Source organism: Mycobacterium neumannii, assembly GCF_048452905.1.
Lineage (GTDB): Bacteria > Actinomycetota > Actinomycetes > Mycobacteriales > Mycobacteriaceae > Mycobacterium > Mycobacterium neumannii_B.
The window spans coordinates 417,142-434,671 of sequence record NZ_JBCGVF010000003.1 but is presented as its reverse complement, the minus strand read 5'-3'; the positions used below and the strand labels follow the sequence as shown (position 1 = coordinate 434,671).

Below are 17,530 nucleotides of genomic sequence, written 5' to 3'. Positions count from 1 at the left end.
CTTTCAAGGCTGGTGGGCAAGCAGTTTGATCATCAGACCGTTGGCCTCGGATAGTACGTTGCCGTCCGCGTCCGTCATCGCCGCCCTCACGAACAGCTTCCGCCCGTCGACCTCGTCGATCCACGCCCGCGCCTCGAGCGGTACCTCGATCGGCGTCACGCGCCGGTAATCCACATGCAGGTACGCGGTGCGGCTGTCGGGTCGGCCGGCGGCCGACACCACCATGCCGAAATGCCAGTCGTAGAACAGCGGGATCACGCCGCCGTGGACGGCGTCGTTGCCGCCGACGTGGAAGCGGCTGAAATGCCCACGCATCGTGACCTCGTCCGCTCCGGACGTCACGACCTGCCACGGCGGCATCAGCGGGTGGCCGTTGCCCGGCAGATTCGACGCCCGGCCGGCAGGGGCGATGCCCGCGGTAGCGTTGTGTGCTTCCAGGCGTTCGCACATGTCCTCGAGCAGGACGGCCGAGTCGTTCCACAGCGCGGCATCCGGATCGGTGGAGACCGTGATGTTCTGCAACCTGCGCAGCGCCGAGATGAAACGGCCCATCTCCGGAGAACCCAGAGTCGGCTTCACCCTGGCGAATTCGCGGATGTGGTCCTCGGTGTCGGTCACTGCTCGGCTACCCCGGGCTTCATACCGTTGCGGGGACGTCATAGAACTGTGTCGCCCACTTCCGCAGCGCCATATATGGTTTCGCATCCGTGCGGGACAGCGCGGGGTTTTCGATGTATTCCTGGTAGCGCCAGATGTTCAGGTCGTCCCATACCGTCCCCATGAACTGGCGCTCGACCTTGCGGCGCACCTCCTCGGGCGGGATGTCGGAGGTGTCACCGGGCAGCCGCGGCCACCAGATCGAATAGAACATGTCCGAGTAGCCGTCCTCGACCGGGGTGCACGCGAAGATCAGTCGGTGGTTCGACGAGCCCTCGAATGCGCTGATCGCGAATCCGAGACCGGACAGGTGGCTGTGGATGTAGAGCGCCATCTTGTCCGGGTCGTCGCTGGAGGCGTCGGGCCACCCGGTCAGGAACCGCCACTCCTCGTCGACGATCTCCCAGTTGAGGCATTTGGGGGTGACGGTCGCGTGATGCACGTAGTGGAAGTGTGCGCTGTCGGGGCCGTTCTCGGCGACGATCTGCGGATGCACGGGCTCGCGTTCCGCGCGGCTCGAAAACTCGGGGTACGGGCGGTAATACGCGTCTTCTGCGGTCGGGAACTGCGGGAACTTTCCGAACAGGTCCGGCAGTTCCCACCGCGGCGGCTCGCCTTCGGGGTGATGCCAGGCGAACACGCAGCCGTACTGCTCGCGCACCGGAAAGACGCGTAGGCGCAGCGCCTTGTTAGGCCGGTCGGGCTGGTAGGGGATGTAGCGGTTGGTGCCGTCCGGGCCCCATCGCCAGCCGTGGAAGGGGCATTCGACGCAATCGTCGACGACCTTGCCGCCGTGGCCGATGTGCGCGCCGAGATGCCGGCAGTGCGCAGAGAGGACGTGCAGCTCGCCGGCCTCGTCGCGGTATGCGACCAGATCTTCGCCGAAGTACCGCAGCGGCCGCGTCTCGCCCGCGGCGAATTCCGCGGACCAGCCGATCATGAACCAGCCGGTAACCTTCCAGGTGAACGGTACTTTCATGCCGCGCCGCCTCCCTTGTCCGCGTAGTAATGGAAGAGCTTACAGTAGCGGTTTCAGGAGCAACGACGATCCGGCGGGTTCACCGAAATCGACCTGCGGTCCGGCGCAATACTGTAATAGTTACAGTATCTCCACTTCTTAACGTGAGGGCCCAGCTGTGATGACATCCGATTCCACCCGCCTCGACGCGATCATCGTCGGGGCCGGGTTCTCCGGGTTGTACGCGCTGCATCGACTGCGCGAGCAGGGGTTGCGCACCATCATCCTGGAGAAGGCCGAGAACGTCGGGGGCACATGGCTGTTCAACCGGTATCCCGGTGCGCGCTGTGACATCGAGAGCATCGAGTACTCCTACAGCTTCTCCGAAGAGATCGAGCAGGAGTGGGTGTGGACCGAGACGATGCCGCGCCAGCCCGAGATCGAGGCCTACTTGAACTTCGTCGCCGACCGACTCGATCTCCGCCGCGACATCCGGTTCCACACCGAGGTCACCGCGATGACCTTCGACGAGGCCGCCTCCGAGTGGGAGGTGCGGACTGCGGACGGGAAGGCGTTCGTCGCGCCGTTCGTCGTCGCGGCGACGGGGATCCTGTCGGTCCCGAAAGAACCGGAGATCCCCGGAATGGGTGCCTTCGAGGGAGTTTCGCTGTTCACAAGTCGGTGGCCGAAACAGCACGTCGACCTGACCGGCAAGCGGGTCGGCGTGATCGGGACGGGTTCGACCGGCGTACAGCTGATCCCGGTCGTGGCCCAACAGGCCGGCCACCTCACCGTGTTCCAGCGATCGCCGGCCTACACGCTGCCGTGGGAGGTCCGCCCGTTCGACGACGGTGAACTCGACGAGCTGAAGGCGAACTACGCCCAGATCCGCGCGGCGCAACGAGAACACGCGGTCGGTGCGGCCCGGCTGAGTGCGTTCTCGGTGATGTTCGAGATGATGACCAAACCGCCGCTGAAGTCCGCGTCGCGCGAGGAACAACTGCGCGCCGTCGAGGAGGGCGGCATCATCGGTGCGCTCAGCTGGGGCGACGTGTTCTTCGACATCGAAGCCAACCAGATGGCGGCCAAACTCTACGGCGAGGCGGTGGCGCGCATCGTCAAGAATCCCGAGACCGCCGCGGCGCTGACCCCGTCGCACCCGTTCGGATGTAAGCGCCCGATCATCGACCAGGGCTATTACGAGACGTTCAACCGCGACAACGTGACACTTGTCGACCTGCGCAAGGGTCCGATCGTGGAGGTCACCCCGACGGGCATCCACACCGAACAGGGCGACCACGAGCTTGACGTGATCATCTACGCCACCGGCTTCGACGCGATGACCGGGGCGATGACGCGGATCGCGGTGACCGGGCGCGACGAGCTGTCCCTCGGTGATTTTTGGACGACCGAGGGGCCGTACGCCTACCTGGGGATCGCGGTGGCGGGGTTCCCGAACCTGTTCATCATCCAGGCGGCCGGGAGCCCTGCCCCGGCAAGCAATTTCGTGACCGCCCTCGAACAGCACGTCGAGTGGATCGGCGACTGCATCGGGTACCTGAGAGCCAACGGGTACCGCAGCATCGAAGCATTGCCGGACGCGCAACGCGAGTGGATCGAACACGCGACATCGCTGGTGGCACCGACGGTGCTCGACCATCCGTCGTGCAACTCCTGGTACAACGGCGGCAACGTACCGGGCAAGAAGCGGATGTACATGGGCTACACCGCGGGCATTCCGGAGTACCGGCGCCGCTGCGACGAGGTCGCCGATGCCGGCTACACCGGGTTCAAGCTGGCATGAGACCGGCCGAACGCGCATACCGCATCGGGCGAGACTTTGCCGGTGTCGTGCCGCGAGCCCACGCCGCGGTGGCCGCGCCCGGCGACTGGAGGCCGCTGTCGCGCAGCGGTGCCCGGCAACTCGGTGAGGTCATGCTCGACGAACTGGCGCTGACCGGAATGACGCTGACCGCACCTCCACCGCGGCTGGAGCGCACGGTCGAGTCCTGCGCGGCCGCCGCCGCGGAACTGTCCGGCTTGGGCATGGCGGGCGTGCACATCGAGCCGGATGAGCTGCGGCCCAGGATGATCCGGCAGCGCCGGTTCGGCCGATCCCGATACGAACAATTGACCTTCGAGCACGACCCCCAGCTGCCGTCATCGCTGCACGGCTTCGGCGGCCCCGCCACGGCGGTGGTTCATCTGTGCCGAAGCGGAGACGAGGCGCGGCCGTGGCTGGTGTGGGTGCACGGCGCCGGCCAAGGATTGCCGATCGACCTGGTGTTCTCGCGGGCGCGACGCCTGCAGGAACGCTTCGGGTACAACATCGCTTTGCCGGTGCAGCCCGGATGCGGCGTCCGGCGTGACCGGTGGCCGACATATCCGAACATGGATCCGCTGAACAACCTGGCGGGCATGATCCGCGTGGTGTCGGAGGTGCGGGCGGTGCTCTGCTGGCTGCGGCCGCAGGCGAGCGCCCTTGTGGTGTCGGGGGTTTCGATGGGCAGCCCCGTGGCGGGCCTGGTCTCACACCTCGAAGACGTCGACGCCGTCGCGGTCTACACCCCGATCTTCGGGCTCAACGCGATGATCGCCGCGCACCTGGGACGGTGGGGACCGTCAGTGCGCGACACGGTCGACCTGTTGCGCTCAGAACCCGTCGAGCGCGTGATGTCGATCGTGGACTACCAGGCCGTCGAGCCCACTGCCCCGCCCGAGCGCCGGCTCATCGTCGGGGCGTGGCACGACCAGATGGCGCGTCGCGAACCGGCCGAGCGACTGCACGAGCGGTGGAGCGGCGAACTGTACTGGCACCGGGGCAGCCACGTCGGTCACCTGTTCGCGGGCGGTGTGCGGCGTGCGTCGGAACGATTCCTCGCCGCGGTCAGCGGCAGCGAGGCACGATGACGGCGAGCACGGCCGCCGCGGTGCCCGGTGGAATCGACGAGATCGACGCCGCCTGGTTGACCGAGGCGCTCCGCGCCGATGCGGGGCTGGACGGCGCGACAGTCGACGACGTCCGCGCCGAGCAGATCGCGATGGACAGCGGCTTCTCGTCGCTGCTGTATCGGCTGCACCTGACCGGCACCGGGGTGCCGGCCACACTGATCGCCAAGCTTCCCGCGGTGTCGGAGGCGCGCGGCGCGATGGAGCTGCTGGGCGGCTACCGACGCGAGGTGTCCTTCTACCGTGACGTCGCCGGGCGGACGCCGATGGACACACCGCGGGTGTACACCGCCCGGAGCGCCACTGACAGTGTCGATTTCGTGCTCTTGCTCGAGGACCTCTCGGAGTGGGACAACGCCGATCACCTGGCGGGGCTGACGATGGACCTCGCCCGCATCTGCATCCGACAACTGGCCGGCTTGCACGCGTGGTCGGGCGACCCCGCCGTGCTCGACCAGTTTCCGAGCATCGACACCCCGATCGCACGGGACCTGCTGCTGCCGGCGTTCGGTCCGGGATGGGAGGTCTACCGCGCGCACACCTCGGAGAGCGTGCCGCCGGCGCTGGCCGCGTTCGCCGAAAGTTTCGCCGAACGCGCGGTCGCGGCGCTGCCCGTGCTCGCCGAACGGGACATGGTGCTGCACGGGGACATCCGGGCCGACAACCTCTTCTTCTCGGGTGACGCGATGAAGGTTGTGGACTTCCAGTTCGCAGCCCGCGGCGCCGGCGCGGCCGATGTGGCATACCTCGTCACCCAGGGCCTGCCGACCGCGGTGCGCGAAGGCCACGACGAGGCGCTGCTGCGTGAGTACCTCGACCACATCGCCGCGCACGGAGTTGGGTACGGCTTCGACGAGGCGTGGCGGCACTACCGCTTCGCCGCGGTCTATCTGATGGTGCTGCCGGTCATCACGCTCAACGGATGGGACGCGTTGCCGGAACGGTCGCGGCGACTGTGCCTGACGCTCACTGACCGCGCGGTGGCCGCGATCGAAGCCATCGACGCCCTGGAGGTGTTCTCATGAGCCGGTCCGCCCGCGAGGTGGTGGAGTTGTACAACCTGGTGGCGTGGAACAAGGCCGACTTTGCACTGGCCGAGGAACTGTTGGGCGAGACGGTGATTCGCCACGAGGTGGGCGAGCCGGCGCGTGTCTTGACGCACGAGCAGGCGGTGCGACGGGTGGTCGATATGTGGCAGGTGTCGGAGAGGATCCGCTTCGACCTGAACCTCGTGGTGGCGGGCGACGACGGTGAGCACGTCGCGATCGTCTACCAGTCCCCGATCACGATGAAGGACGGGACGCAAACCACGGTCGGAAGTATGGAAGTCTTCCGGGTGGTCGACGGCAGGATCGTCGAGGTGTGGAACTGCGGCTACAAGCAAGGAGTGTGGGCGTGACCGAACAAGTGCTCCACGAGCTGGGCTACTACCTGTTGGCGGGCGCCGGGGGCGAGGGCCCGGCCACGTTGATGGACGAGGCCCGCCGCGGCGAGGAACTCGGGTTCGGCACCGCGTTCATCTCCGAACGATGGAACGTCAAGGAAGCGTCGTCGCTGGTGGGTGCGGCGTGCGCGGTCACGTCGCGCATGCAGATCGCCACGGCGGCAACGAATCACAACACACGTCATCCGTTGATCACCGGATCGTGGGCCACGACGATGCACCGCCTCTCGGGCGGCCGCTTCACCTTGGGCATCGGGCGCGGGGTCGCGGCGATGTACGCGGCGTTCGGCATTCCGTCGGTCACGACCGCGCAGATGGAGGATTTCGCCCAGGTCATGCGTCGGCTTTGGAACGGCGAGGTGATCTTCAATCACGATGGACCGATCGGCAAGTATCAGGTGCTGTTCCTCGATCCGGACTTCCGCGAAGACATCCGAATGGCGATCGTGGCGTTCGGCCAACAAACGCTGGCGCTGGGCGGACGGGCGTTCGACGACGTCATCCTGCACACCTACTTCACTCCCGAGACGCTGCAGCGCGCGGTGAAGACGGTCAAGGACGCCGCCGAGAAGGCGGGCCGTGATCCGTCGAGCGTGCGGGTGTGGTCGTGCTTCGCCACCGTCGGCGACCATCTGCCCGAAGAGCTGCGGTTGAAGAAGACGGTGGCCCGGCTGGCCACGTACCTGCAGGGCTACGGCGACCTGCTGGTCAACACCAACGGCTGGGATCCCGCTGTGCTGCAACGCTTCCGCGACGACAAGGTCGTACAGTCGATCCCCGGCGGTATCGACCACAAGGCATCGGCCGAGCAGATCGAACACATCGCGACCCTGATCCCCGACGAATGGTTGGAGCCGTCGGCTACCGGATCGGCCCGGCAGTGCGTCGAGCGCATCCGCAAGGAGTTCGACTACGGCGCCGACGCGCTGATCATGCACGGCGCGACGCCCGACGAACTCGAACCGATCGTCGAGGCCTACCGCGCCTCTGAGTGACCCCGCAGCGCTTGTTGTGGTGAGCGTGCGTGTCTGTTCACGCCACGCCGCGAAAAATGCGTGCGATGTGCACGCTCACCACTGCGTGAGCGTGCGCGTTCGCAGTAAAGAAGGCGGCGTGTCGTGAACAGACACGCACGCTCGCGCAGACTGAGGCTAGGGCGTGATGACCGTGCGAGCGACCGGTTCGGGGGCGGACTGGCGGCTGTAGACCGCGCGCTGCAGCCCCCACAGCAGCGCGTTGCGGGTCTCCTCCGGATGGATCAGGTCGTCGAAACCGAGGTGGCCGGCCGAGCGGAACGAGGCCTCGACCTCCATCTGCCGAAGCCGCGCCTCGACATCCTCGGCGGCGTGTGACGCCTTGCTGAGTGCGGCCGCGCTCATCGCGCCCATCGTCGCGCCCGGATAGGCGAACGTCGCACTCTGGTTGTCAAACCCCAACAGCGACATCACCATCGAGCCGAAACCGTACGCCTTGCGCAGCGTGACGTGCAGCTTGATCGTCGTCGCGGCAGTCTGCGCGGCGAACATCCGCGCACCGCTGCGCAGCACGCCCGCCTTCTCCGATCGGCTGCCGGGCAGCATGCCGGGGTTGTCGGCGAGGAACACGATCGGCAGGTGGAACGAGTCGGCGACGGTGATGAAGTGCGCCGCTTTGTCCGCGGCGTCGGCGTCGATGGAACCGGCGATCACCTGCGGTTGGTTGGCCACCACCGCGACGGGGTGGCCGCCGAGATGGGCCAGCGCGCAGATGATCGCTGGCCCGAACTTCGGCTGGACCTCGAACCAGTCGGGGCGGTCGAAGACGACGTCGAGGACGCGCCGCATGTCGTAGACACGCCGATTGCCGCGAGGCACAAGCTCGAGCAGCTCCGGGGTGCTCCGCGGGGCGGCGGCCTCGTCGGCGGGAAGCGAATCCGGATACGACCACGCGCTGGCCGGAAAGTACGACAGGTAGCGGCGGATGTCGTCGAGCACGGCTTCGTCGTCCTCGGCGAGATTGTGGATCACACCGCTGGCGAGCGCGACCGTCGGACCGCCGAGGTCATCCTTCGAGATATCCTCGCCTGTCGACTCTTTCACCACAGGAGGGCCCGCGGTGAAGATGGCGCCCTGGCGGCTCATGATCGTCCAGTCGCAGACCGGAGCGACCAGCGCGCCGTGTCCGGCGGACGGTCCGAGCAGACCGGCGACCATCGGCACCTTGCCCGAACACTGCGCCTGGGCGAGAAGATCGGTCGGCGTGCGGCCGTAGTGCTCGCCGCTGGGCCGAAATCCCGCGCCCTCCAGCAGCATCACCAGCGGCACTTTGTCGCGCACGGCCAACTCCGCCAAGCGGTACCTCTTGGAGTTTCCGCCGGGGCCGATGCTGCCCGCCAGCGTCGTGAAATCCTCGGCCCCGATCATCACCGGCTTGCCGTCGAGATAACCGGAGCCGGCGACGATACCGTCGGCGGCGATGTCACCGCCGACCAACGTGCCGAACTCGCGGAACGTGCCCTTGTCGAGCAGATACTCGATGCGCGCGCGGGCGTCGAGCTTGCCTTTGTCGCGGTGCTTGGCGACCCGCTCGGAGCCGCCCATGTCGTAGGCGGTCTGACGTCGCCGCGACAGCTCGTCGAGCGTGGCATGCCAATCCTCGGCCTTGGTCATCACAACTCCTGTCCATGGATAGGCGATCGTCGCACCGGCATGACCTCGTTGACCATACTGAATTGCTTACTGTAGCGTCTACGACCATGCTTAGCGGCGCCGGCCTGAAGGTCGACGGGGCGGTTTCCAGTCGGCTCGCCAACATCGCCGAGACGGCGGGCACTCTGCAGCGGCGCGGGTACGACGGGTGCTGGACAGCCGAGGTGGCCCATGACCCGTTCTTGCCGCTGACGCTCGCCGCCGAGCACACCGAAACCCTTGACCTCGGCACCAGCATCGCGGTGGCGTTCGCCCGAAACCCGATGACCGTGGCCAACATCGGCTGGGATCTGCAGGACTACTCGAGGGGCCGGCTCATCGTGGGGCTCGGTTCACAGATCCGGCCGCACATCGAGAAGCGGTTCAGCATGCCGTGGAGCCAACCCGTGCGCCGCATGGGCGAATTCGTGCACGCGATGCGCGAGATCTGGACGTGCTGGCGCGACGGTTCGCGGCTGCGGTTCCAGGGCGACTTCTACACGCACAAGCTGATGACGCCGATGTTCACTCCCGAACCGCACGACTACGGGTCCCCGAAGGTGTTCATCGCCGCGGTGGGCGAGGCGATGACCGAGATGGCCGGCGAGGTCGCCGACGGCGTTCTGGCCCACGCCTTCACGACCAAACGCTACTTCGAAGAGGTCACCATCCCTGCGCTCGAGCGCGGCATGGCCCGATCTGGTAGGCAGCGCAGCGACTTTGAGGTTTCGTGCCCCATTTTCGTGGTGACCGGCGCCGATGAGCGCGAGGTCACCGACGCCGCCGTCGCCACCCGCAAGCAAATCGCCTTCTACGGCTCGACCCCGGCCTACCGCAAGGTGCTGGCGTTACACGGGTGGGACGATCTGCACGACGAACTGCACCGGCTCAGTCTTGCCGGCGGGTGGGACGCGATGGGCACGCTGATCGACGACCAGATCCTGCAGGCATTTGCGGTCGTCGCACCGATCGACAAGCTGGCGGCCAAGATCGCAGACCGGTGCGACGGCGTGATTGACCGGGTGATGATCGGGTTTCCCCGCTCGATCGACGAAGCGACGGTGGTTGCCGTGCTGGAGGAAGTGCGCGGCGCATGACGGTTCGGCAGAGGAGTTCTTGTGAGCACACCGATTATGGACGAGGCGGCCAAAGCTTTCGCCACCCCGCAGGCCTACACCGATGAAGCCAAACTGCATGCGTCGCTGACACATCTGCGCGCCAACGCCCCCGTCTCGTGGGTCGACGTGCCCAACTACCGCCCGTTCTGGGCTATCACCAAGCACGCCGACATCATGGACATCGAGCGGGAAAACATGCTGTTCACCAATCATCCGCGACCGGTACTGGTCACCGAAGAGGGCGACGAGCAGCAGGCGGCCATCGGCGTACGCACCCTCATCCACATGGACGATCCGCAGCATCGCGTGGTGCGCGCTATCGGGGCCGACTGGTTTCGGCCGAAGGCGATGCGCGCGTTGAAGATCCGCGTCGACGAACTCGCCAAGGTATACGTCGACAAGATGATGGACATCGGTACCGAGTGTGACTTCGTCCAGCAGGTCGCGGTGAACTTCCCGCTCTATGTCATCATGTCGTTGCTGGGTATCCCGGAGTCGGACTTCCCGCTGATGCTCAAGCTGACCCAGGAGTTGTTCGGCAGTGACGACGACGAATTCAAGCGGAGTACGGACCAGGCCGACCAGATGTCGGCGCTGGTCGAGATGTTCGAGTACTTCACCGCGTTGACCGCCTCGCGCCGTGAGAACCCGACCGCTGACCTCGCCTCGGCGATCGCCAACGCGACCATCGACGGCGAACCGCTGTCGGACATCGACACGATCTCCTACTACGCGATCATCGCCGCAGCGGGGCACGACACCACGAGCGCGACCATCTCCGGCGGGATGCTGGCTCTCATCGAGAACCCCGAGCAACGCCACAACCTGTGCAGCGACCTCGCCAAGATGCCGTTGGCGGTCGAGGAGATGATCCGCTGGGTCACACCGGTGAAGGCGTTCATGCGTACGGCTGCCGAGGACACCACCGTGCGCGGCATCCCGATCGCGGCGGGCGAATCGGTTCTGCTGTCCTATGTCTCGGGTAACCGTGACGAGGACGTGTTCGACGATCCCTTCCGTTTCGACATCGCCCGCGACCCGAACAAGCACGTCGCATTCGGGTACGGCGTGCACTTCTGCCTGGGGGCGGCGTTGGCCCGCATGGAGGTCAACAGCTTCTTCAGCGAGCTACTGCCCCGCCTGAAGGGCGTCGAGTTGGCGGGGCGTCCCGAGCATGTGGCGACGACCTTCGTCGGCGGGCTCAAACACCTGCCCATCCGCTACTCACTGACGCCCTGAGCGGAAGCCCGGCTACTCACCGAATCGGTTGTTGCCCGGCGCTTGGATCGGCCAACGGCTTCGAGCGCGCGAGATATTGTGTACCCACGCCAGAACCGCTGCGATACGAGGTGGCCATGTCCCGAGTTGCACCGTCGTCGGCCTTTGCTTCGATTCCGACCGACGATCTGGGCCAAGGTGATCGGATCAACCTGGGCGTGGCCTCGATACTCGGCCATCGGCCCGACGTCGCTGCCGCGCTGGGCTCGCTTCGGGCCGCGCTGCAATCCAGTGGCACCCTGTCGCCGAGGCTCGTGGAGCTCGTACGACTGCGCATCGCGTTCCACAACCAGTGCCGCAGTTGCATGTCGGTGCGCTACCAGAGTGCGGTGGATGCCGGGCTCACCGAGGACACGGTCTGTTCACTGGAACGTCCCGAAGAGGCCGACGACCTGTCAGACGCCGAGCGCAGCGCGCTGCGGTTCGCCGATCTGTTCGCCACCGACCACCTCGCGATCGACGATGCCGTCTACGACGACCTTCGGCGCCACTTCACCGAGGAGGAACTCGTCGAACTCGGCGTGCATTGTGCGTACGCGGTAGGCATGGGCCGACTGGCCGCGACGTGGGCCGTCACCGACGAAGTCCCAACCGCATTCCGGAGCGCCGAAACGACTGCGGCACCCTGGATTTCCGCGGGGGTCGTCGCCTCGGGCTAGGCGATGAGGCCGACAGCCGGGTCAGCAGCAGCGCGCACTCGGATCGGCCTCGGCTGCGGCGTGCCGGATCCGCCAGTAGTCCCGTTCGGAGAGCACCGGTTCACCCGGATGGGTCCGCAACCGGTGCTCGACGTACCGGCGGTAGTGGGTGTCGCCCATCAGGTCGCCTACGAAGGTGCGCCAGAACGAACCGATTCTGCATGCGCTTTGTGTAACGCGTCCCATTGCTTGGCCACCTCCTTCTCCGGTTTGGTCATGAGCAGGTTCGAGGGCGCGAAGATCCGGGACGGCACCGGTTCGTCCTCGGTCGTCGGCGGTGCGGTGCCGCGAAGCGTCCGGATCACCATGATCACCCCGGTGATGAACACGATCAGCACCAGCAGTGCGAACACGATCGACAGCGTGCCCTGGATGAACGTGTTGCGGATGACCGCGTCGAGCTCGCCGGCGTCCTTGGCCGCGCCGAACGCCGTCTCACCGGCGTCCTTCGCGTTGCGGTACTGGAAGTGTTGAGTCCAGTAGCCGACCTTCGGATCGCCGGAGAAGATCTTCTGCCACGAAGCCGTCATCGTCACGATCAGATCCCACAGCAATGGGATCGCCGGTATCCAAGCCCATTTCAGTAGGCCCTTCTTCACCACCACCACGGTCACGACCGTCAAGGCGATCGCGGCCAGCAACTGGTTGGCGATACCGAACAGCGGGAACAGCGTGTTGATGCCGCCGAGCGGGTCGGTGACGCCCATCAGCAGGATGCTGCCCCAGCCCGCCACCACGACCAGGCTGCAGATCCACGCTCCCACACGCCAGCTCGGGTCCTTCAGCTTGCGCAGCGGACCTCCGAGGTTGCTCAGACCGTCGGAGAGCATGAACCGCGCGACCCGGGTGCCCGCGTCCACGGTGGTGAGGATGAAAAGTGCCTCGAACATGATCGCGAAGTGGTACCAGAACGCCTTGAGCGCATCACCGCCGAACACTTTGCTCAGCACCTCGGACATGCCGAACGCCAGTGTGGGCGCGCCGCCGGTCCTCGACACGATCGACTCTTCGCCGACGCTCTCGGCGGCTTGAGTGATCTGCTCGGCGGTGGCCGGCGGGCCGTCGATCGGCAGGCTGTTGACATAGGCCGCCGCCGTCTCGGCCGTGGAACCCGTCGAGGCCGCGGGCGCGTTGATCGCGAAGTACAGATGCTGATTGAGGATGGCCGCGGTGATCAACGCCATGATCGCGACGAACGACTCGGTGATCATGCCGCCGTAGCCGATCAGGCGCATCTGGCCTTCTTTTTCCAGGAGCTTGGGGGTGGTGCCCGATGAGATCAGCGCATGAAAGCCCGACAGTGCACCGCATGCGATCGTGATGAACAAGAAGGGGAACAGCGATCCCGCGAACACCGGACCGGTGCCCTCAGCGGCGAACGCCGAGATCGCCGGAGCCTCCATGATCGGGCGGGCGAGCACGATACCCACCGCCAGCAGTGCGATGGTGCCGACCTTCATGAACGTCGACAGGTAGTCGCGCGGCGCGAGCAGGAACCACACCGGCAGCACCGACGCGGCGAATCCGTAGATGATGAGGGCCCACGACAGGCTCACCTTCGACAGCGTGAACCATTCTGTGCCCCAAGCGGTTTCGGCGACCCACCCGCCGGAGGCGACCGCGAGCAGCAGCAGCGCGACGCCGATCAGCGACACCTCCGACACCCGGCCCGGCCGCAGGAACCTCAAGTACAGGCCCATGAAGATCGCGATCGGGATCGTCATGGCGATCGAGAAGACGCCCCAGGGGCTCTCGGCGAGCGCACCGACGACCACCAAGGCCAGCACCGCCAGCAGGATCACCATGATGACGAGCACGCCGACGATGGCGGCCACACCGCCGATCGTCCCGAGTTCGTCGCGGGCCATCTGTCCCAGCGAGCGCCCCCGCCGACGCGTCGAGATCGCCAACACGAGATAGTCCTGGACACAGCCGGCCACGACCGCGCCGATGATGATCCAGATGGTTCCCGGCAGGTAGCCCATCTGCATGGCGAGGACGGGTCCGACGAGCGGGCCCGCGCCGGCGATCGCGGCGAAGTGGTGTCCGAACAACACCCGCCGGTCGGTCGGCATGTAGTCCGTCCCGTTCTCGAATAGCTCAGCGGGAGTGGCATGGTCGTCGCGCGGACGCACGATCTTCATCTCGATCAGGCGGGCGTAGAACCGGAAGCCGATCACGTAGGTGCAGATCGCGGCGATGACGAACCAGACGGCGTTGACGGTCTCCCCCCGGAAGAACGCGATCACCGCCCAGGCGATGGCGCCGAGCAGGGCGATGATCCCGAAGATGATCCGGTGCCGCAGGGTGATCGGCGACCGGTCGACGATCGCCACCGGCGGCAGATCCTTGACGGTGCGGATATAGGTGACGTCGCCCTCGGTTTCCTCTGTGCGCTCTGCGGGAGCGGTCGGAGATGCCATGTGGCGATCCTTTCATCGGCGGCGCCGGCGACGTGTCAAAACCGCGGGCTTCAGCTTCCGCGCTGGTAGAACGCCCGCACCGTGTCGATGGTGTCGGCTTCTGCGGGGCTCTTGTCGTCGCGGTAGCGCAACACCCTGGCGAACCGCAGCGCCATGCCACCGGGGTACCGAGTCGACGTCTGTACGCCGTCGAACGCGATCTCGACGACCTGCTCGGGTCTGAGCCGGACCACACGGCCGGCCGAGCCGGCCATCGAGCCGGAGCCGTCGGTCGGTCCGTCGGCCAGCTCGAGGAACCGCGCGGTCTGCCACTCGAGCATGGCGTCGGTCATGCCCTTGAAAGTCTTTCCGAGCATGACGAATTCGCCCGTCTGCGGGTCCCGTGCGCCGAGGTGGATGTTGGACAACTTGCCGGCGCGCCGGCCCGAACCCCACTCGACCGCGAGCACCACCAGGTCGAGCGTGTGCACGGGTTTGACCTTGAGCCAGCCGGCCCCGCGTCGCCCGGCCTCGTACGGCGCAGTCAACGACTTGGCCATCACGCCCTCGTGGCCGGCGGCCAGCGTCACCTCCAGGAACTCGCGAGCCCGTTCGACGTCGTCGGTGACGAGGCGGTCGACGCGGTGCAGCTTGGGAACGAGCGCGTCGAGCACCTCGATGCGCTCGGAGGATGGTTTCTCGAGCAGGTCGACACCGTCGACGTGCAACAGGTCGAACACGAAGACCGACAGCGGTTGGGCGGCCGCGGCGGCGGCGATGTCGGCGGAGCGACCGAACCGCGATGCCGTCACCTGGAAGCGGTGCGGCCGCCCGTCGGGTTTGAGTGCGATCGCCTCGGCATCGGCGATCACGGTCGTAACCGGCAACGCCAGCACGGCGTCGGCGACCTCCGGGAGGCGTGCGGTCACGTCGTCGAGGCTTCGGGTGTAGATCGACACCTCATCGCCTCGCCGATGCACCTGCACCCGCGCGCCGTCCAGCTTCGCTTCGAAAACTGCTGTGCCGCCGAGACGTTCGAGTGCCTCGGCCACGCCGGCTGCGGTCTGCGCCAGCATCGGGCCCACCGGACGGCCGACCGTCAGCGTGAACCGCTCCAGTGCGGCCTCGCCCATGGTCAGGGCGGCCGCGACGGCGGGCAGGTCGCCACCGAGCATCGCGGCGCGGCGCACCGCGGCGGCCGGGAGGCCGGCGGCCTTGGCGACCGCATCGGCCATCACGCCGACGAGTGCGCCCTGGCGCAGCTCACCGCCGAGCAGCCGACGCAGAAACGTCTGCTCTTCTGCGGTCGCGGCGCCGAAGAGACCGGCGAGCAGTTCGGCGCGCCGGGCTTGCGAGCCTTTGCCCGCGACCTGCCCGATCTCGGTGAACCGCGCGTGGACGTCGGGCACCGTCAACGATGCGGACTCCGCCGGGGGCGGTAGCGAGCGCAGCGAGGCCCACCCGACACCGATCTGTCGTTGCGGCAGCTCACCGGAGAGCCACGACACCACGACCGCGACCTGATCGGCGTCGGCCTCCTCGCCGGCGCGGCCTAGCAGATCGGCGATTCGAGCCGTTTTGGCCAGCCGCGACGAGGACGCACCGACCTCGGCGGACGCCATGGCCACGTCGAGTAACTGCACGGGGTTCAGCCTGACACGCCGTTCCGACATTGTTGAGCCGCGAGGGGTCATCCGTCGGGCGCGTGGGCCCACACGCCAGTAGGGGACGACCGCAATTGCACGCCTTTAGCGGCGTGTCGAGGGACAGACACGGTCGCTTGCGGCAGAGAACTAGGTGACCTCGAAGTCGACGCTGTGCCAGCCGGTGGCGCCGTCGGGGATCGGTTGGGCAATCGCGGCGGTCTGTGTCGCGCCGGTGTTGTCGGTGGCCCGCACAGTGATGGTGTGCGGCCCCGGCTGAGCGGCCTGCCACGGGAAACTCCACAGCCGCCAGGTTTCGTTCGAGTAGGCGGCGCCGAGTTCGGCCTGTTGCCAGTCGCCCTGCCCGGCGGGTCCGTCGACGCGCACCTCGACGTTGCGCACCCCGCGGTTCTGAGCCCATGCCACACCACCGAATGTCACCGCCCCGCGGGGCACGTCTTGACCACTTCGCGGCACGTCGATCCGCGACTCGGTCTTGATCGGCCCGCGCGGCGACCACCCCAGACGCGTCCAGTAGGCCTGGGCGCGGTCGAACCGCGTCACCTCGAGGTCGACCACCCACTTCGTCGCCGAGACATATCCGTACAGCCCGGGAACCACCAGGCGGGCGGGATAACCGTGTGCGGTCGGCAGCGGTTCGCCGTTCATGCCGACCGCCAGCAGTGAGCCCCGGTCGTCGGTGAGCGCCTCGACCGGAGTGCCCGCGGTGAACCCGTCGATCGACATCGACAGGACCATGTCCGCGTCACGGTGAATTCCGGCCTCTGCCAACAGGTCTGACACGCGGTATCCCGTCCACGTGGCGTTGCCGATGAGATCACCGCCGACCGGGTTCGACACACACGTGAGCGTCACCACCTTCTCGACCACGTCGAATCGGTCGAGATCATCGAAGCGCAAAGTGATTTCGCGATCGACCATACCGTGGATCCGCAGCTGCCAGTTCTCGCGACTCAACTGCGGCACGCTCAGCGCGGTGTCGATCCGGTAGAAGTCGGCGTTGTTGGTGACGAACGACGGCAGCCCGACACCTTTCGGCTGCACCGACGCCGGGATCGGGGGAGCGGCGACGTCAACCGGCGGCAGGGCGAATGCCGTGCGGTCACCCGAAACCGAGGTCGTGAGGCGTGACAGCACTACGCCGCCCACTCCGGTCAGCGCGCCAGCCCCGAGGAAGCCCAGCGTGATCAACGACAGCCGTCGGCCGGGATCGGGCCCGTCGTCGGTGGCCGGCCCGGCGGTGTCGGTGAACCGCCTCGACGTCAACAGTCGCAGCACCGCGACGCCGCAGGCGGCGCCGACCACCGTCGGCAGGGTGTTCAACAGGGTTGCCCCCGCACGCGAGAGCACCGCCGCGCACCCCGCGACGCCGGCCGCCACGATCGCGACGCTGCCGATCGGAAAGCGCCGCGTCTCCAACGCCGCGGTGGCGGCGGCCACGACGGCGATCACCGCGAGCACGAGCATCGACAGGACGAGTTTGTCGGCCATGCCGAAGGTCTGGATCGCCCACTCCTTGACCGGACCGGGCGTCAGGTCGATGACCGCCGACCCGACCGCGGTACGGGAGTCGGCCCGCGGTCCGACGAAGACGGCGAGCAGTTGGGTCACGCCCAGCGCGACGGCGGCAGCGGCGATGCCGCCCATCGCCTGGGTGCTGCGCGACGTCATGCCGCTCAAAGTACTCACGTTGGCG

At 67.0% G+C, this 17,530-nt stretch carries 15 protein-coding genes; 8 read left to right on the top strand and 7 right to left on the bottom strand.

Annotated elements, in window-relative coordinates:
- Nucleotides 1-3 precede the first annotated feature (3 nt).
- Entirely contained in the window at nucleotides 4-618 is a 615-nt protein-coding gene (locus AAHH99_RS08340; protein ID WP_418768232.1) for a PaaI family thioesterase, read from the bottom strand.
- A 19-nt stretch (nucleotides 619-637) separates the two neighbouring features.
- Nucleotides 638-1,636, bottom strand: a complete 999-nt coding sequence (locus AAHH99_RS08335) for an aromatic ring-hydroxylating oxygenase subunit alpha (RefSeq protein WP_418768231.1) — start codon at nucleotides 1,634-1,636, stop codon at nucleotides 638-640.
- Nucleotides 1,637-1,796: 160 nt separating this feature from the next.
- Here AAHH99_RS08335 and AAHH99_RS08330 point away from each other — a divergent pair, with 160 nt between their 5' ends.
- The 5 genes from AAHH99_RS08330 to AAHH99_RS08310 are packed head-to-tail and all read left to right on the top strand — an operon-like array spanning nucleotide 1,797 to nucleotide 7,003.
- A complete protein-coding gene (locus tag AAHH99_RS08330) occupies nucleotides 1,797-3,419 on the top strand; it encodes a flavin-containing monooxygenase (RefSeq protein WP_418768230.1) in 1,623 nt (540 codons plus the stop codon).
- The gene (locus tag AAHH99_RS08325; protein WP_418768229.1) at nucleotides 3,416-4,525 is read left to right on the top strand and encodes an alpha/beta hydrolase; all 1,110 of its coding nucleotides are present in this window, start codon (nucleotides 3,416-3,418) and stop codon (nucleotides 4,523-4,525) included. The genes AAHH99_RS08330 and AAHH99_RS08325 overlap by 4 nt, the downstream gene beginning before the upstream one ends.
- Complete coding sequence (locus AAHH99_RS08320; RefSeq protein ID WP_418768228.1) at nucleotides 4,522-5,589, top strand: phosphotransferase; 1,068 nt, start codon at nucleotides 4,522-4,524, stop codon at nucleotides 5,587-5,589. The genes AAHH99_RS08325 and AAHH99_RS08320 overlap by 4 nt, the downstream gene beginning before the upstream one ends.
- Nucleotides 5,586-5,963 (top strand): nuclear transport factor 2 family protein, encoded by a 378-nt coding sequence (locus AAHH99_RS08315; protein ID WP_418768227.1) that lies wholly within the window; start codon nucleotides 5,586-5,588, stop codon nucleotides 5,961-5,963. Before AAHH99_RS08320 ends, AAHH99_RS08315 begins: the two co-directional genes overlap by 4 nt.
- Nucleotides 5,927-7,003, top strand: a complete 1,077-nt coding sequence (locus tag AAHH99_RS08310; RefSeq protein WP_418768226.1) for a TIGR03857 family LLM class F420-dependent oxidoreductase — start codon at nucleotides 5,927-5,929, stop codon at nucleotides 7,001-7,003. The genes AAHH99_RS08315 and AAHH99_RS08310 overlap by 37 nt, the downstream gene beginning before the upstream one ends.
- 156 nt (nucleotides 7,004-7,159) lie before the next feature.
- Here the strand turns inward: AAHH99_RS08310 and AAHH99_RS08305 are convergent, their stop codons facing one another.
- Nucleotides 7,160-8,656 (bottom strand): acyl-CoA carboxylase subunit beta, encoded by a 1,497-nt coding sequence (locus tag AAHH99_RS08305; RefSeq protein ID WP_418768225.1) that lies wholly within the window; start codon nucleotides 8,654-8,656, stop codon nucleotides 7,160-7,162.
- An 86-nt stretch (nucleotides 8,657-8,742) separates the two neighbouring features.
- On the opposite strand from AAHH99_RS08305, the gene AAHH99_RS08300 reads away from it, so the two are divergent.
- The 3 genes from AAHH99_RS08300 (at nucleotide 8,743) to AAHH99_RS08290 (ending at nucleotide 11,729) form a co-directional block, all read left to right on the top strand.
- The gene (locus AAHH99_RS08300; protein WP_418768224.1) at nucleotides 8,743-9,771 is read left to right on the top strand and encodes an LLM class F420-dependent oxidoreductase; all 1,029 of its coding nucleotides are present in this window, start codon (nucleotides 8,743-8,745) and stop codon (nucleotides 9,769-9,771) included.
- Nucleotides 9,772-9,807: 36 nt separating this feature from the next.
- Nucleotides 9,808-11,031 (top strand): cytochrome P450, encoded by a 1,224-nt coding sequence (locus AAHH99_RS08295; protein ID WP_418769561.1) that lies wholly within the window; start codon nucleotides 9,808-9,810, stop codon nucleotides 11,029-11,031.
- Nucleotides 11,032-11,147: 116 nt separating this feature from the next.
- Nucleotides 11,148-11,729, top strand: coding sequence for a carboxymuconolactone decarboxylase family protein (locus AAHH99_RS08290; RefSeq protein ID WP_418768223.1), 582 nt, complete (start codon nucleotides 11,148-11,150; stop codon nucleotides 11,727-11,729).
- Nucleotides 11,730-11,750: 21 nt separating this feature from the next.
- On the opposite strand, the gene AAHH99_RS08285 is transcribed toward AAHH99_RS08290, so the two are convergent.
- From AAHH99_RS08285 to AAHH99_RS08270, 4 genes are all read right to left on the bottom strand, one after another.
- The gene (locus tag AAHH99_RS08285) at nucleotides 11,751-11,888 is read right to left on the bottom strand and encodes a YbdD/YjiX family protein (protein ID WP_418768222.1); all 138 of its coding nucleotides are present in this window, start codon (nucleotides 11,886-11,888) and stop codon (nucleotides 11,751-11,753) included.
- An 8-nt stretch (nucleotides 11,889-11,896) separates the two neighbouring features.
- The gene (locus AAHH99_RS08280) at nucleotides 11,897-14,191 is read right to left on the bottom strand and encodes a carbon starvation CstA family protein (RefSeq protein WP_418768221.1); all 2,295 of its coding nucleotides are present in this window, start codon (nucleotides 14,189-14,191) and stop codon (nucleotides 11,897-11,899) included.
- A gap of 50 nt (nucleotides 14,192-14,241) precedes the next feature.
- Nucleotides 14,242-15,813, bottom strand: coding sequence for an ATP-dependent DNA ligase (locus AAHH99_RS08275; RefSeq protein WP_418768220.1), 1,572 nt, complete (start codon nucleotides 15,811-15,813; stop codon nucleotides 14,242-14,244).
- Nucleotides 15,814-15,963: 150 nt separating this feature from the next.
- Complete coding sequence (locus AAHH99_RS08270; RefSeq protein ID WP_418768219.1) at nucleotides 15,964-17,505, bottom strand: molybdopterin-dependent oxidoreductase; 1,542 nt, start codon at nucleotides 17,503-17,505, stop codon at nucleotides 15,964-15,966.
- Between the last annotated feature and the right edge of the window lie 25 nt (nucleotides 17,506-17,530).